Genomic DNA, 15,952 nt, shown 5'->3' on the forward strand with positions numbered 1-15,952 from the left:
TATTCTTTCCTAAACAGAGTATAGGCTGCAATGGTAAAGCCGCCTAATGCCGAGGCAGGGCACTGGAGTCAATCTCCCAGAGTATGATCACGTGAAAGCTTTGTTTCCAACTCAGTGCTTGATGCGTAATTTGCCTTCTTGAAGAGGAGGGTTTTAAAAAATGCCGTGGCTGTGCACCTCGTGAGGCTACAGGTCCAGCCACTGCTTGAAATCGGCAGCGCGGCTGCTACTCACGGTCTGGTCGCCCTCCAGGGCTGGGTGCAACTCCAGTGCCAGCCGACCTTTGAAGTATGGCTTTACCTCCTGCACCGCGTTTATGTGTACTATTAGGTGCCGGTTGGCCCTGAAAAAATCGGACAGGTCTAGCTGTTCTTCCAGTTGGTCCAGCGTATAGTTAATGATGTGGCGCTTGCCGCCAAAGGTCACCAGGAATACCACGCCTTCCTCTGCCATAAAGTAGGCTGCCTCTTCCACAGGAATGGCTTTTATGGATTGCCCTATTTTAACCAGAAAGCGTGCCCGGGTGGCATGGCGCGCCGGCTGGTGAACCAGTTGCTGCAGGCCGTTAAGCTGCTGCACGATAAACTGCTGCTGCATGTCCTCGTACTTTTTAAGGGCCTTGGCAACATCAGTCGGTTTAAGGGGCTTTAGCAGGTAATCGATGCTGTTTACCTGGAATGCCTCGATGGCGTACTGGTTGTAGGCAGTGGTGAAGATGACCGGGCACTTAACGCTTACCTGCCTGAATATCTCAAAGCTGATACCATCGGAGAGATGGATATCGCAGAAGATCACATCGGGCGAGGCATGCAGCGTGAGCCAGCAAATAGCCTCTTCCACGGAGGGCAAGGTTTGGATGATCTCCGCCTCCGGACGTAGCCGCCTGATAATGGCAGCCAAGGCCTCAGCGGCCAGCTCTTCATCTTCAATAATAGCTATTTTCATACTTTTCGACCTCCAGCAAGGGTAGTTTCACAATAAATTCAGAGCCGGTCTGCGATATTTCCAGCTGCCGGTCAGTCAGCAATGCATAGCGTTTTCTGATGTTCTCCAGCCCCGTTTTTGTGGATTTCACATCCTCCCTTCGCGGCTGAAGGTTATTTTCTACCACCAGCGTGATATCCGAAGTATAAACCCGGATGCGGAGCGGCTTCTGAGAGGTGGAGCCGTTATGCTTGATAGCGTTCTCCAGGAGCATCTGAACAGCAGAGGGAGGTACTTCGTACGGCAGGCTCTCCTGAGGCACCTCCACCTCAAACACCACTTTATCTCCAAAGCGCGTCTTCATCAGGTAAATATATGCGTTGGCCAGTTCGAGTTCGGTGCGCAGGGGCACCAGTGTTTTCTGCCCATTGTCGAGAAGGGAACGGTATACTTCCGAGAGTTGACCGAGGAACTGTGCTGCCTGGTCCGGGTCTTTATAGATAAGGGAACCCAGCACGTTGAGGCTGTTGAATAGAAAGTGCGGGTTCACCTGGCTCTTTAGCGACTCGAGTTGTGCCTTGAAGCTCTCTTTCTGTAACTGCTCCGATCTTAGGAGCTGCTCCTGTAATTGCTTTTTGCTCCTCTCGCGTTCTACGAAATAATAGAAGAACAAAGAGGCGATCGTACTCACGACAAAGCCGAGCCTGACACGCATGGGATCCATAACGAAGCCCTCTACAAAAGTTAAGTAGGGTATAAGTATAAAAACAGCGTTCAAGGCATTGGCCACCAGTATAACCGTAGCACCCTCGACAAAGGGTTTAAGCCATGCATTTATACGTGCCCCATAGCCCTTGCCGAAAAATTGGGAAATATAGTCAAGAGCCCAGAAAAGGGCCAGCAAAAACAATATGATGAGGGAGAGTTCAGTCAGGAAGCTTTTCTGGAAAATCCAGATCGATCCGGTGTGAATGAACACCATCATGTAAAAGAACAGCACTGTTGTTAGGGCCGCAATGCCAATCCTTTTAAGGATAAGGTTTAGTTGCTGTTGCATGCTCATGTGGCGATTTAATAGGGCGTTCCTGGCCTTAAACGAGCAGGATACTGTAATTAGGAACTAAGGAAGGTTATTTGCAGCCAAAAAGCAAGGGCAGCCTTTATACTTGCAGCAGAAGCAGTAGCTTCCTTTGCTCTTGTTGCAGGCGCCGAAACGCCATTCTATCCGCTAAAAGCCTGTTTCTCCTACATGGCTTTCCTTTTCAGTCAGGGCATATCCCATTTCAACCCATACATATCCCACTTCATCAGAACCTGGTTTCACGCGCTACAGGGCTTTTGCATCTTTGTTCTGTCGGCGGCGATTACCGCAGACCTTAAATCCAAAACTTAAAAATTGATAACTATGAAATCTCTTCTACTCACTTCAATTATGCTGCTGTTACTCAGCCTCACAGTGCAGGCGCAGCAAAGCGGCACCTTAACCGGAAAAGTGCTGGATGAACAGGGGCAACCGCTCGGGTTTGTAAACGTGGCTGTACTGAAGGCCGCAGATAACGCTGTTGTAACAGGTACCATCGCCGACATGGAAGGTGGCTTTGTGATTCAAAGCCCGGTGGCTGGCAAGTATAAACTGAAGCTGACCATGCTGGGCTACCGGACTACAGAAACGGAGGCTTTCGAGATAAACGCTTCAGGTTCAGGCAAAGACTTTGGCAGGCTCACACTGCAGGAAGACGCTCAGTTGCTGGGAGAGGTAACCATACAGGCCATGCGCCCAACCGTTGTAGCACTTGCCGATAAAACTGTGGTGACCGTGGAGAACACAGCTTTGGCAGGAGGCAGCACTGCTTTCGAAGTACTCGCTAAGTCCCCGGGGGTATGGGTAGACCAGGATGGAAACATTAAGCTGAACGGCAAAGCGGGAGTACAGGTGATGCTCAACGGGAAGCTTTCGTACCTGGGCGGCAAAGAGCTGCAGAACATGATGCAGAGTATGTCTGCCGAAAACATCAAAGACCTGGAGATAATCTCAAACCCGGCTGCAAAGTATGACGCAGAGGGCGCCTCCGGAATCATCAACATCAACCTTAAAAAGAACGAAACAGCCGGGTTAAACGGTAGCGTCCATGGCGGCTACCAATACAACGAGCTGCACGGCTATACTGCGGGTGCTGATATCAACTATAAGCAAAACGCCTTAAGTAGTTTTGCTTCGCTGGATGTGGCAGAACGCACCCGCTTCCGCCTGAACGAGATGCAGCGCACTTTCAGTGGCCAGGAGAGTAGCCGCCTGAACCAGCACATAAGGGAAGAGGCCAGGCGCTTTACGCCCAGTCTTCGCATCGGGGCTGACTATGACCTGGACAACCGGCACAGTGTGGGTGTTCTGGGAGATCTTTCTCTCTACAGTACCGACGACAGGATAGTGACGAAAGCAAACCTGCAGGATGGAAAACCTGCCAACGATGTGCTAGTTGATGCCCTTAACATGGCCACATCGGCAAACGCCAACAGCACCCTGAACCTGCACTACCTCGGCAAGCTGGACACGGTAGGGACGTTGCTTTCGGCTGACCTGGACTATGTGCGCCTGAACAGTGACAACGACGCGACTTTCCAAAACCGCCTGGATAGCCTGGGGAACAACTCACCGCTCCTAGAAGAGCGCCTGCTAACCGAAAACCCCACTAGTTACGACATCTATTCCGGCAAAGTCGATTTTGCAAAACAGCTAGGCAAGGCAGGGAAACTGGAGCTTGGTGCCAAAGCCAGCCACGTGAAATCAGACAATGAACTGCGCTTTTATAAGGACTCTGACGGAAGAAAGGTGATCGATACTGGCAGAAGCAACCACTTTACTTATAAAGAGAACATCTATGCTGCCTATGCTTCTTTTTCTACACAGCTGGGTAAGTTCCTGAGAGTAAAAGGAGGCCTTCGTGCCGAGCAGACAGTGGCAGAGGGTAACTCCGTTACGCTGGACCAGAAGACCGACAGGACATACCTGAACCTTTTCCCGAGTCTCTTTATTCAGCACAACGTCAGCGAAAACTACCAGGTCAGCTACAGCTTTAGCCGCCGCATCAACAGACCACGCTACGATGCGCTCAATCCTTTCATTTTCTATATTGATCCATACTCCTGGGTAACCGGTAATCCTTACCTGAAGCCGCAGTACACGAACTCCTTCTCGGTGACGCAGGTGCTCAAGCAAAACTATAACCTGGTGCTTGGCTACGCTGTAACAAAGGACTTTATAGCAGAGATACCGATGCAGAACTCTGCCGATAAAACCACGGTTTTCCAGCAGCAGAATGTGGAGGACCTGAAGAGCTTCCATGCAACGTTGGTAGCCCCTGTACAGGTTTCCGGAAGATGGCAGATAAACAATAACGCCACACTGGCGTACCAGGGCTTTATCAAGGAATTAAACGACCAGTCTTTAGAGAACCAACAGCTCTCGTTCTCTGCACAGTCTAACCACAACATCCAGCTGCCAAAGGATGTGCGCCTGGAGCTGAATGCTGCCTACCAAGGGCCGATGGCCTATGGCTTGTACCATATCAAGGCCAACTGGGGGGTGGATGCAGGCCTGAAGCGCTCGTTTATGGAGGATAGGCTGGATCTGAGCCTGAGCGTGACGGATATCTTTAAGACGCGCAGGGTTGAAGGCGGCACTAACATCAATGGAAACACAATCACATCGAGCCAGTATACCGGCTCACAAAGCTTCAGGGTAAACCTGCGCTATCGCTTCAGCAAAGGAGCGGAGTTCAGGGCCAGCAAGCGCAATGTTGACCTGGAGGAGGTGAACAGGGCAGGAGGCAACTAAACTGTTGCTAAGCACCTAAAACAGTGAGGGGCACACCTGCATCAGGTGTGCCCCTCACTGTTTGTTTTGGCAGTGGCTAGAATGGCTTGGCGGGCTGCTCTTGTTCCTCTTTGCCCTCATTTACCATAAAAAGCGTACGCGTAGGATACGCAAACTCAATCCCTCTCTGTTGAAACTCCTTAAAGATGCGCAGGTTGATACGCTGCTGCACATCCATGTATTTGTTGTAGTCGGAGGATAGCACATAGTATACCACCTCAAAATCAAGGCTGGAGTCGCCGTAGGAGGCAAAATGTGCCCGGTCGAAGCGCACGGGCTCCTGCTCCTCCACGATCTTGCGAAGCAACACAGGTATGGCCTCCAGCTGCTCGTACGTGGTTTGGTAGATCACCCCAAGCTTAAACACCACACGACGCTGCTGCATCTGCTTGTAGTTGTGGATGCGCGAGTTGGTCAGGTCGGAGTTGGCGAACACCAGCTGCTCCCCCGAAAGGCTTTTCACGCGGGTGGTTTTCACGCCGATCTTGTCCACCACACCCATCTTGTCATCGATAATAATAAAGTCCCCGATCTCGAAAGGCCGGTCGAAAAAGATGACGAAGTAGTTGAAAAGGTCTCCAAGTATGTTTTGCGCGGCCAGGGCAATGGCGATACCACCGATGCCCAGGCCCGCGATAACGGTGGTTACATCGTAGCCGAGGTTATCGAGAAGGGTCAGGATACCAAATCCCCAGATGATGATGTTGATGACAAGTATAACGCCACCAAGCTGCTTTACCTTCTCCTCGCCATTCTCCTGCTTACTGATGTAGGAACGCAGCAGCAGGAGTACTGTGGAGGCCACGATCCGGATAGCCAGGTACGTGATCACAACCATGGTGGCCAGCAATATAATTTTGTTTGCCCTGGCGGGCAGGGTCAGGTAGTCCAGCCCGGCGTAGAGTACGGCAAAGTAGAGCACGGGTATGCCGAAGCGGTCAATGCTTTCAACCAGGTGGTTGTCAAAGTTTGATTTCGTTTTCTGCGTTAACTGTGCTATGCGGGTTAGGATCCTGCTTTTGAAGAAACGAATCAGTACGAAGCCAAGCAGCACGAAGCCCAGCGCAATCAGATAAGTCTGTACTGTGTTGTGGAAGTATACTCTTTGCAGAAGCTCTGTCATGAGGTATAAAGAAAGGTTTGTAGCTAAAGCATAGTTGTATAGCTGATGAAGGATAAGGACAAGTATAAAAAAACGGCGCCCCGTTTGCAAACAGGGCGCCGTTTCGAATTGTTTTAGTAGGTGCTTATTTTAGCTCCAGCACCAGCGGTGCCTTGTTCGGCAATGTGATTTTGCCTTGACCCAAATCGTAAGTTCTGCCGGTGATGACATCGGTGCCTTGTTTTACGCCATTTAACTCGGGAGCGAATTTACCCAGTTCCAGCTCGTAAGGTTTTTCGTTTTTATTCAGGATTACCATCACCTTCTCATTATCTTTTTGGCGGAAGTATACATATACCCCTTTATAAGGGGCATAGTGCGTCAGCTCACCCTCCTGTACCGCCTTGGCGTTTTTGCGCCAGTTCAGTAGCTTTTTGGTAAACTGCTGCATCTCCAGTTGCTCTTTCGTAAGTCCTTTGCCGGTAAAAGCATTGGTTTTATCGCCGGCCCATCCCCCCGGAAAATCCGTGCGGATAATGCCATGATCATCTTTTTCCTCGTTGTGCATCAGTATTTCGGTGCCATAGTATATTTGTGGTATACCGCGCGTGGTCAGGATGTAGGCTAAAGCCAGTTTGGTGAGCGCTGCGTCCTGGTTAAGTTGGGTATAAATACGGTCCATGTCATGATTGTCGGGGAATACCACCAGGTTCTGCGGGTCGGCATAAAGGAAATCAGTGGCCAACACATTGTAGAGGTGCAGCCAGCCGGTGTCCCAGCCACTTTCATCATCGCGGAGAGCGGTTGTGAGGGCGCCCTGTATCGGGAAGTCCATCATGCTGGGTAGGTAAGAAGTATAACCGTTCGGGTTCTTTTTTCCGCGTTGCCAGTAGGCCACAATAGCCGGGTTCAAAGACCATTCTTCGCCCACTATGTTAAAGTTCGGGTATTCCTCCATCACACGGCGTGTCCACTCGCTCATAAAAGCCGGGTCAGGGTAGGAGTAGGTGTCCATTCTGATTCCACCCAGGTCAGCGTACTCAATCCACCAAAGCGTGTTCTGTATCAGGTAGGTAGCCAGTAGCTTATTGTTCTGGTTCAGGTCTGGCATAGACTCCACAAACCAGCCATCGGTATGCAAACGGCGGTCGTACGCTGAGGCGTATGGGTCCTGTAGGGCTTCGCGACGATGGTTTGTAGTTTTAAAATCTCCCTGGAAGTTGAGCCAATCTTCAGTCGGCAAATCATCCATCCACCAATGCTCCGAGCCGATGTGGTTCATGATCATGTCCATTACCAGCTTAATGCCACGCTGCTTAGCTTGTGCAGATAGCGCCACATACTGTTCGTTACTTCCGAATCGTGGGTCAACCTTATAGTAGTCGGTGGTGGAGTACCCGTGGTATGAGGTTCGGGCCTGCGCGTTTTCTAGCACCGGGTTTACCCACAGCGCCGTAAATCCCATATCCTCGATGTAGTCCAGGTGCTGTATGATACCTGCTATATCACCGCCATGGCGTCCGGTTTTATCGGAGCGGTTCAGCTTATCGGCCATACCTTTTACGGTATCGTTTTTAGGGTCGCCGTTCGCAAAGCGGTCCGGGGTGATCAGGTAGATCACATCAGTGCTATTAAAGCCCTCCCGGTTAGCCGCACCTGCTTCCCGCTGCTTTAGTTCGTAAGTATAGCGGTGAACCGTTTTGTTGCCGTTTTTTAACTGAAGGGTAAACTTTCCCGGTTTTGCATTAGAAAGGTTTAGGTTGATGAACAGGTAATTAGGGTTTTTTACCTTGATTACATCTTTAACTTCTGCGCCTGTCTGGCTGAGCACCGGTTTCAGATTGCCGATGTTGTCGCCGTGCAGCATGAGTTGCAGGCTTGGGTCTTTCATGCCTGCCCACCAGAAGGCAGGTTCTACCCGCAGTTTCGGCTGCTGGGCAAAAGCTGCCAGGTGCAGCGTGGCGAGAAAAAAGGAAAGTATAAGTAGCTTTTTCCGTTGCATATGCAATTGCTTTAATTAGGGTTAGAAATGTAAGTCAGGAGCAACGCCCCAGTATACTTAAATAGCTATGAAAGTATGATTTTATCCCTCCCGCGCCTATACTTTTATACTTTGTCTCCCTTAACGCTTTAGCTTCAGCTGTATAAAATTAAAAACAGGCATCCTTTAACAGAAGCTTGTTTTATTTACTGTGTAGTGGTTACTTCAGGATAACGCCATCTGCAACAAAGCGAAGCTCTTCCTTAGGTTCGGTAATAGCGGCTATCTCGGTCTCGGTTTTACCCGCATCCTTTGCGTAGTGGCGCTGATCCTCCACAGAGACTACTTCGCGTTTCGCAGTGCCAGTAAAAATTACCTCGCGGCCGGCCAGGTTTTCGGTCGGCACGAAAAAGCCATAGTCGCGGAAGGTTACTTTCATAGAGCTGCTTTCCGCAAGTTTTACATCCATCCAGCAACCTTTAGACTGGCAACTTTCCACGATAACTGCAGACACAGTTGCCTGTACGGAATCCTTGCCTGCCGCTGCGGCTGCTAATTGGTTACCAGCCATAACATTTTCTTCAGCGAAGGAAGCACCAAAAGAAGTGCCTTTAGCTGATGCTACTGTATCAGGGGTTGTTTCTGCTGCCTGCTGGCTTTGGTTGCAGCCATACAAAGCTGCCGCCATTACGACGGAATAAAAGATTTTTTTCATAGGAGGGTTATCAGGTGATAGCTTAACAAATGTAGCAAATTGAGGCACACAAACAACTGCATTTACAGATTAGATAAGGCAACTATCCTGTGAATAACTGAACATATAACGCGGATCTATGCTTAAAGTATAAAAACGATAAATGTACTTTAATTTATTGATAAACAGATAATTATGTTGGTTTTTGTGTGGCCTGCGTTTTGCTACCGTCTTTTCAAATCAATCCAGTGGGCACGGTCAACGGTTATGAGCAAGCGGCCGGTGAGCAGCGGAACGTACGCCACGGGAATAGAGGCCTGAAAGTTCTCAAGGTTCAAGTCAAAGGTAGTGGAGAAGTGAAAGGAATTGTTTTCAGGTACAAAGCTGACGGGCACCACGGTGTCGTCCGTCACATCCTGTATCCGTACTGCGGCTGAGAGCCTTCTGGTTTCGGGGCTCAGGCTGCCGGCGTTTATCTGCTGCACGGGTGCTGCCAGCGTGATGTACAGTTGTGGGTACACAGCTCCGAAAAGTACCTCGTAAGCCATGTTCTGTGGGATAGAGTCGTGTAGCGGTACCAGGGTTTCGACGGGAACAACACACTCCAGTTGCTGCAGGTCTTTGTTATACCGTACCAGCACCTGCTCCGATATAAACTGATACCGCCCAGCGTAGCCATCAAGCGCTAGCAACACCCTGTTGTTGCCGGTGTAAGGCTCCCGGTTTCTTTGTGCTGTAGCATCAGATGCTGGGAAAAGCAGCGGAAACAGCAATAGTAGGTAGAGTAAGTACAATTTTATCTGCATAGATCAGTGTTAAAGGAGGTAAGCTGTTACTTCTTCTAACGCAAATGATTTGGCAAAGGTGATTGGGTGTTACTATACTTTTACGGCAGAAAGCAGTGCAACAAAAAGTTTCTGATCTGGTTTATAGGGATGAGGAGTGTTTAAACGAAATAAACAGTGTTTTTGCAAAACTATAACAAGGGTGTAAAAGTATAAAATACTAGCGTAAACAGGTGTAGCATGTAAATACAACAACGCCAGCTTTAAGAGCATAGGATAACGGAGCAGAGGATGAACCAGGATAAAAAGAACCAAGTTAACCCTAAACAGCGGTCTGCCTTTACAAGGATTGAGAGAATGCATCCAATCAGGATGTTGCTGTACCTGAGTATGGTGGGTATTGGGGTGTTGTTTTTTGTGCTGGTGGTTGCTTTTGCCCGTACCGGCGGCTTCCCGCAAGGGCAGTTTGAGTTGCCAAAGTTCTTTAGCATCAGCACGATCCTTCTTCTCTTCAGTAGTTACACCATCTCTAAAGTACCCCGATTTTATAAGCAGGAGAAACTTAAAAAAATGGCGCGTTACCTGGGCGCTACACTCGGGCTTGGCCTTTTGTTTATTGGGGCGCAACTTATTGGCTGGAACGAAATGACCCAAACCGGCGTGTACTTTAGCGGAAAATCTTCCGGCACTTACCTGTACCTGATCTCTGCCTTACATATTCTGCACTTATCAGGAGGCATTATTTTCCTGTCTTTTATGGTATTCAAGACCATTTACGTTAACAGCGATGCCGTACGCAGCCTTGTCTTTATCCGGGATCCTTTCAGGAGCCTGCAGCTATCCATGTTGAACAGCTACTGGCACTTTCTCGATTTCTTATGGCTGGGTCTGTACCTGGTGTTACTCTTTATAGCTTAGTGTTTAAAGTGTTAATGTAAGGTGTTTATGTCTTAGCTAATATATGTATAAATAAAGACGCCCGCTAGAGTTTGATAAACTTTAGCGGGCGTCTTTTATGTCTTGGCTTCGCTACCTCACAATGGTTACGCTGCCCCTGTAAGAGGTGGTGCCATAGTCTATCACGTAGAAGTACACGCCGTCGTTTACGTCCTTGCCATCCCATTGAAAGCTGCTGTCATTGCTGCGATATACTTCACGGCCCCAGCGGTTAAACACGCGTATGCTTGTGAAGGTGGCGGTGCAGAACTCAGGCGGTAGTCCCGGAATGTGGAAGTAGTCGTTCTTTCCATCGCCGTTTGGCGTAAAGATGTTCGCGGGAACGTAATCTGCTACCTTCGGCGCCTCCACCCTGAACTCCAGTGTCAGGCGTTGTGGCTTAGGATCGCAGGCGTCCTCCTGAAGTGTAAAGTTTACGCGGACTGACTCCCTTTCTGTAGCGGGGCAGCTGGCAATCCACGTGAATTTGCCTTTTGCCTCTCCAGCACCGTTAGCGGCTGTAAACTGCATGCCGTAATCTGCCAGGTTAAAACCATCTCCCTCAGCGCTCATGATCAGGTTGTCCAGGTCTAGGTCTAGTCCGTCAAAGTTGGCCTCAAAGGCATCGTTCAGTTTCAGATCAAAGGTATACGTCGTCTGGTCTGAGGTAAGTGTGGGGGCGTTGTTCGGGGCCTTCAGCACAAACTCCAGCGTCAGTTCCTTGTCCGGGCTGGAGTCACAGGCATCCTCCACCAAAGTATACTTTACACGCAGGTTCTTACCTTGGAATGCCTCGCAGGTTGGGGTCCAGGTAAAGAGGCCATCTGCTGCGCCTGCTCCATTCGTGCTGGTGAACTGCATGCCATACTGCTCCAAAGCGTAGCCTTCCCCACTGGCTTTTAGCGTAAGCATGTCCTGGTCTGCATCACGACCGAAGATATTGGCGGTAAAGGGTTTTCCTACTTCCAGTTCTATCGTGGTTACTTCCTGATCGGAGCTAAGGGTAGGTTCATTGTTGTTGGATATAGGCCGTATTTCTATACTTTCCGTTCGGGTAACTTCTTTGTTGCATACCGTACTCCGGACTACGAAGTCTAACGTGTAGCTTTCTTTTTTCAGGGTTTCGCAGGTTATGTCCCAGGTAAAAGGGGAGCTGACCTCTCCGGCAGCGCTTTTATTCTCAAATTTTATCTGCTCCGTACCAATGTCAAAATCCCGGCCTTGGGCCGATAAAAAGACAACATCCTCGTCTGGGTCAAGGCCCAGCACATCGAAGCTGAGTTGGTCACCTTCCCGTACTTCAAACACGCGTTTGTTAGTGGACAGCGAGACCGCAGGTGGCGCATCGGGTAGGGGTTCTACCACAAAGCTGACCCGGACCGTGTCCTGGCGCGGCAGGCTGCAGCCATCGTCCTTCACAATAAAGTCCATCATGTATACTTTGCCCTCCGTATCGAAGCACTCGTCAAAGCAAATGGTGGCGCTCAGGGTATCCTGTGTAGCGCCTTGATTGATACGGCCTTTAGTGGTTCCGGTAAAAGTATAGGTGCCGGCAGAGAAGTTTACCGGGCGGGCCCGCAGCTCTACAAACTCGCTCATGTCCGGGTCTGTAAAAAGCACATCCAGGCAGCGCTCTGTGTCGGAGGAGTTAATGCGCAGAACCTGTCCCTCTTCGTATAGATTTTTCTTCCCTTTTACCTGCGCCACAACTTTCGGCGTCTGGTTTCTGGGGCAATCAAGCACCAGCACCTGGAAATCACGGCGCACTTCGCCAATCTTCATTCCATTTCGGTACTCCTGCACCCGTATGCCAAATACAAAAAGACCTTTCTGTGCCGGCCTCATGGTTAGCAAGCCGGTTTGCTTCTCTATATTGATGGGCGGTGAGCCTTGTATCTGACTACTGGTATTGTAGCCCGGCAGCCACTGTATCAGCGGGTACGGTGCTGGCAGCGGCTCCATCAAGTATACCGGAGGGTAGTAATTCAGATTATAGTACGCCGGCATGTTTGAGCTGGTAAAGCCGTTCATCGGGGTAACCATGTCATACACCAGTGAGTCGCCGTCAGGGTCGGTACCGTTAAACTCAAAATAGAAAAGCTCGCCAACGCAGGCATAGTCACTTAGCGGAGGAAATAGAATGGGAGAGGAGTTCTGAAAAAACTGCCCGCTTTTCACCACCGGCGGAAACTCCATGTAAAATACCTGGGCGGCATCCTCCGGCCTTACAATGTTGTTAATGGTACGGTTGCGGCAGCAGCGCTCCCAGGTTATATAGTATCCTGCCGGATCATTGTAGATGTTAGGATCCAGGTAGATGTTAGAGCTATAGATCCTTTTGTCGGTACGGAGCTCCCCTACGGTGCAATCTATATTGGTATAGGGTACCGCCGTTGTGTTTGACAGATTAAGGGTAGCCCGCCCAATGTTTCTGTTAGTTGCCTTGCTGAAGATGTTGACAGATATATAGGGATCTTTGGCACCAGTACTTCCATTAACGACATCAAAGTATAAGTTAAGGGTCAGCTTATAATTGTACCCGCTGATGTGCTGCATTTCAAACTCTCCACCCACAATATGCGTGGCGCGGGCAGAGTAAATACTCGTGCACATCAGGAAGATCAGAAGGAGTAAACGTTGCAGCATAGGCATTACCAGAGAGTTTATGTAAATCTGTCTTAAATATAACTTAATCTGTGGATATTAAACACGTTCACTAAGAAGATTATACTATACTACCGTGGTTGCTGTTGTTGCTGCAAATGATTTATTTTCAAGTCTTCTCTTCAGGCTGTAGGGTGTTTTCTAGCAGTTCCTCAAACGGAAGTGGCTTTGAGAAGTGGGCATCGTGGTAAGTGTTGGCTGCAAAACGTATAAACCCAGGATGCTTGTTAACTTTAATGTAATCGAGTATGACGTTACCGAAGAGTTGGTTGCAGAGGCTGGAGCCAGGCACATCGGAGGCGGGAGGTGTTAACAGCAGTTTCTCTATCTGCTCGGTATAGCGCTCGTGCCGCACCTGTAGTTTGTTGCCGCTATGCAATGTGTAGCCCTGCTGCAGGACGCGCTCTTTAAGCAGTTCGAAAAAAAAGCTAAAATTTTCAGGGCCAATGGAGGGGTCATAAAAGAAAACAGCGCCCTTAAAATGCTCCTCCTGCAGCAGCTGAACCCGGTAATTGCAGGGCATTCCTGCCTTTTGGTAATGATAAGCCCTGAAAAACGGGCCAGTCCAGTTGAGGTACACCTGCTTGCTAACCCAGCGCTGGTAGGCGGCCAGGAACTTGGGTGAGCGCTTTAGGGCGCTACATGTGGGCAATTTCTTTCTAAAGCCCAACATTCGCTTGAAAAAATCGTTAAATGGCATCTGAATATTTAACTGATTAACATGTATCGCTCAAAATAGTTTTAAAGCTATACCTCTGGCTTTGCCTGCCCGGGCGGTATTATCTAGAAGAGTTTTTAAGATTAAAAGTTTAAATTAACCATCAAAAGCCAAAGTATGCTTTAAGCCGACAAAAGCCTCGGCTGTGATCATTGCTGCGGCAAACCCTGAAAACCCAATGGAAATACTTACACAAGAACTCGAGACAAAAAAGCGCTTGCTACAGGAGAGTAACAAGCTGCTGAATGCGCAGATAAAGGCAGCCAAAGATGCAATGGATGAGGCCCAGGAGAGCGCGAATGACCACCAGGGAGCCATGGAAGATAAATTTGAGTCTTACAGGGAGAACTGCCACATACAGCGTGACATGTATGCCCGCCAATTAGACGAGCTTATTACAACCCAAAGTGTGCTGCGCCGCATTAACGCCACTAAAACAAACCACGATGTATCGTTGGGGGCAGTGGTGCATACAGACTTGCAGAACTATTTTATAGGGGTGAGCCTGGGAGAGATAAAGCTGGACGGTGAATCATACTTCGCGATTTCAGGTATGTCGCCGCTGTGTAAGGCCATGATGGGGAAAACAGCCGGTGAAACTTTCGTATTTAGAGACAAAAGCTATAAGATTTTGCAAGTATTTTAGAAGTTTATACTTTTTACTTAAACATTAAAAACCCCAAAGGCTTAAAATGAGTTAATAGGCTGGTAAAGGGTTAATAAAAAAGGGTTAGCTGTATGGCTAACCCTTTTGTGTTTATACCTGCCGAACCTTAGTTCACGCGTGTCCAATACTGAGTGCGGCCAATCAGTGAAATACCTATGTAGCCTTTCACCTCCATCTTGTTGTTGCCGGTCATTTTCATGTAACAGGAATAGGTTTTGCCACTTTCCGGATCATAGATGGTGCCGTCATCCCACTTGTTGTCGCCATCATACTCAAAGCCGTCCATAAAGCGCATGCCTATAAGCGGCCTGCTGCGCAGTTTCTTTTCCGGGTTGTTGTCATCCATCTTAGGTTTTCCGTTACGAAGCGGCTCTTTCAGCGACACGATTTTTCCGCATAGTTTGTCTCCGCACTTATAAATCTCGAACTGGGCTTTGCCTTCTTCGTTGGTCCAAACCCCGAGCGGCGACAGTTTCTGGGCCCAGGCACCGGAGGTAAAGAGCATGAGCATTACTAAGGTTAAAAGGTGCTTTTTCATTGGAATTAGGTTAGTTGTTTGTTTGCAACGTAATTTATGAATTTTTTTTAATCTACATTTCTGCTCTATTCAAAATTCGAGCCTCAATTATAATAAATTTCATTGAATATTTTTTGGTGCCGGCGCAATGGTGTAATGTATGTTAAAGTATAGGTTTCTTAATGTCAGGAGGTTGTGTGAATGTGGCCAAAAACGGGGGATAAAAAGGAATGAACCGGTTGGAAAGTATCCCTATAAAGCCGGAAACATTGTGAACTTTTAACCGTTTTTTTATCTTTATACAAAAGTGAGTGGCGGGTGCCACGGCCTTTAAGTTTAAAGCTGGGTTATACTAACGCAGTGACGGCTTAAGGTTTATGTCGGACTAAAGAGAAAGGAGGTGCTATGTCTAATCCATCGGTCGTCTTAGTAAGCCAAGGTAATAATGTTCACGTAAAAGGTGAGCTGGCTTAGTAAGCAGTACTGGCTACTGCTTACGCAGATAGCGATTTACCTTTGGTCTTCTTAAAAGATGGCAAACTGAAAAACAGGACGCCGCTTACTGAGAAATTGAAGGATTCTGAAACACCTGATGTACTTTGACGGGCTACATCAGGTGTTTCTTTTTTTACACCTGTGTTAGTGATGTGCCATTAAAGGTCTTCTTTGTAGATTCTGTTATTGCGCATACGCCGCTCCTGCACAAAAGTACCCACATAAAAGGCAACGGCCACAAAACAGCTGAACGCCATGAAAAGCAATAGAATATAGTGCAGGTTCCATTCAAATCCGTCCGGATCTATCTGCCAGATCATCAGAAGCCCCGCCAACAGGGTAAGGGCCGATACCGTGTTAAACACAAAGCGATTATGCTTGCGCAGGTGGTACGTGCATGCCAGCAGCAAAACTCCGAAAAAAGGTGCTACCAGTGCGGTTGGGGGCTTTGCCGGATTGGTAAAGTATAGAATGAGCCCGGCAATAAGCAGCACCAGCGCGTTGAGTGTGTTTATGATGTAAGGATGTACCATAGCTGAGAATTTTACCCGAAAGGGCCTCCGTGGCCCTGCTATGGTTGTGTGTACGTTAAAAA

At 48.7% G+C, this 15,952-nt stretch carries 13 protein-coding genes; 3 read left to right on the forward strand and 10 right to left on the reverse strand.

Translation table 11 applies throughout. From position 1 onward, the window contains the following. Window positions 1-186: 186 nt before the first annotated feature. Together OO017_RS17720 and OO017_RS17725 are read right to left on the reverse strand one after the other, a co-directional pair. Entirely contained in the window at window positions 187-945 is a 759-nt protein-coding gene (locus OO017_RS17720; RefSeq protein WP_266054035.1) for a LytR/AlgR family response regulator transcription factor, read from the reverse strand. Continuing rightward, a complete protein-coding gene (locus tag OO017_RS17725; protein WP_266054036.1) occupies window positions 926-1,981 on the reverse strand; it encodes a sensor histidine kinase in 1,056 nt (351 codons plus the stop codon). Before OO017_RS17725 ends, OO017_RS17720 begins: the two co-directional genes overlap by 20 nt. Before the next feature lie 348 nt (window positions 1,982-2,329). On the opposite strand from OO017_RS17725, the gene OO017_RS17730 reads away from it, so the two are divergent. After that, window positions 2,330-4,759: an outer membrane beta-barrel family protein gene (locus tag OO017_RS17730; RefSeq protein WP_266054037.1), complete on the forward strand. Its 2,430-nt coding sequence runs from the start codon at window positions 2,330-2,332 to the stop codon at window positions 4,757-4,759. Window positions 4,760-4,835: 76 nt separating this feature from the next. Here OO017_RS17730 and OO017_RS17735 read toward each other — a convergent pair whose 3' ends face one another. From OO017_RS17735 to OO017_RS17750, 4 genes are all read right to left on the reverse strand, one after another. Beyond that, window positions 4,836-5,921, reverse strand: coding sequence for a mechanosensitive ion channel family protein (locus OO017_RS17735; RefSeq protein WP_266054038.1), 1,086 nt, complete (start codon window positions 5,919-5,921; stop codon window positions 4,836-4,838). A gap of 124 nt (window positions 5,922-6,045) precedes the next feature. Beyond that, complete coding sequence (locus OO017_RS17740) at window positions 6,046-7,902, reverse strand: glycoside hydrolase family 13 protein (RefSeq protein WP_266054039.1); 1,857 nt, start codon at window positions 7,900-7,902, stop codon at window positions 6,046-6,048. Between the two features lie 199 nt (window positions 7,903-8,101). Next, window positions 8,102-8,596 (reverse strand): DUF4920 domain-containing protein, encoded by a 495-nt coding sequence (locus tag OO017_RS17745; protein WP_266054040.1) that lies wholly within the window; start codon window positions 8,594-8,596, stop codon window positions 8,102-8,104. Window positions 8,597-8,799: 203 nt separating this feature from the next. Next, window positions 8,800-9,381 carry a hypothetical protein gene (locus OO017_RS17750; RefSeq protein ID WP_266054041.1) on the reverse strand — a complete coding sequence of 194 codons (582 nt, stop codon included), beginning with the start codon at window positions 9,379-9,381 and terminating at the stop codon, window positions 8,800-8,802. Between the two features lie 336 nt (window positions 9,382-9,717). On the opposite strand from OO017_RS17750, the gene OO017_RS17755 reads away from it, so the two are divergent. Beyond that, on the forward strand, window positions 9,718-10,278 hold the full coding sequence (locus tag OO017_RS17755) for a cytochrome c oxidase subunit 3 (protein WP_266054042.1): 561 nt from the start codon (window positions 9,718-9,720) through the stop codon (window positions 10,276-10,278). 111 nt (window positions 10,279-10,389) lie between these two features. Here OO017_RS17755 and OO017_RS17760 read toward each other — a convergent pair whose 3' ends face one another. Beyond that, entirely contained in the window at window positions 10,390-12,942 is a 2,553-nt protein-coding gene (locus tag OO017_RS17760) for a T9SS type B sorting domain-containing protein (RefSeq protein WP_266054043.1), read from the reverse strand. 127 nt (window positions 12,943-13,069) lie between these two features. After that, the gene (locus tag OO017_RS17765) at window positions 13,070-13,660 is read right to left on the reverse strand and encodes a hypothetical protein (RefSeq protein WP_266054044.1); all 591 of its coding nucleotides are present in this window, start codon (window positions 13,658-13,660) and stop codon (window positions 13,070-13,072) included. A gap of 196 nt (window positions 13,661-13,856) precedes the next feature. Here OO017_RS17765 and OO017_RS17770 point away from each other — a divergent pair, with 196 nt between their 5' ends. After that, window positions 13,857-14,324 (forward strand): hypothetical protein, encoded by a 468-nt coding sequence (locus OO017_RS17770; protein ID WP_266054045.1) that lies wholly within the window; start codon window positions 13,857-13,859, stop codon window positions 14,322-14,324. Window positions 14,325-14,451: 127 nt separating this feature from the next. Here the strand turns inward: OO017_RS17770 and OO017_RS17775 are convergent, their stop codons facing one another. Both OO017_RS17775 and OO017_RS17780 read right to left on the reverse strand, forming a co-directional pair. Next, a complete protein-coding gene (locus OO017_RS17775; RefSeq protein WP_266054046.1) occupies window positions 14,452-14,883 on the reverse strand; it encodes a DUF2147 domain-containing protein in 432 nt (143 codons plus the stop codon). A 632-nt stretch (window positions 14,884-15,515) separates the two neighbouring features. Then, a complete protein-coding gene (locus OO017_RS17780) occupies window positions 15,516-15,890 on the reverse strand; it encodes a hypothetical protein (protein ID WP_266054047.1) in 375 nt (124 codons plus the stop codon). Between the last annotated feature and the right edge of the window lie 62 nt (window positions 15,891-15,952).

Source organism: Pontibacter anaerobius (genome assembly GCF_026241195.1).
GTDB lineage: Bacteria > Bacteroidota > Bacteroidia > Cytophagales > Hymenobacteraceae > Pontibacter > Pontibacter anaerobius.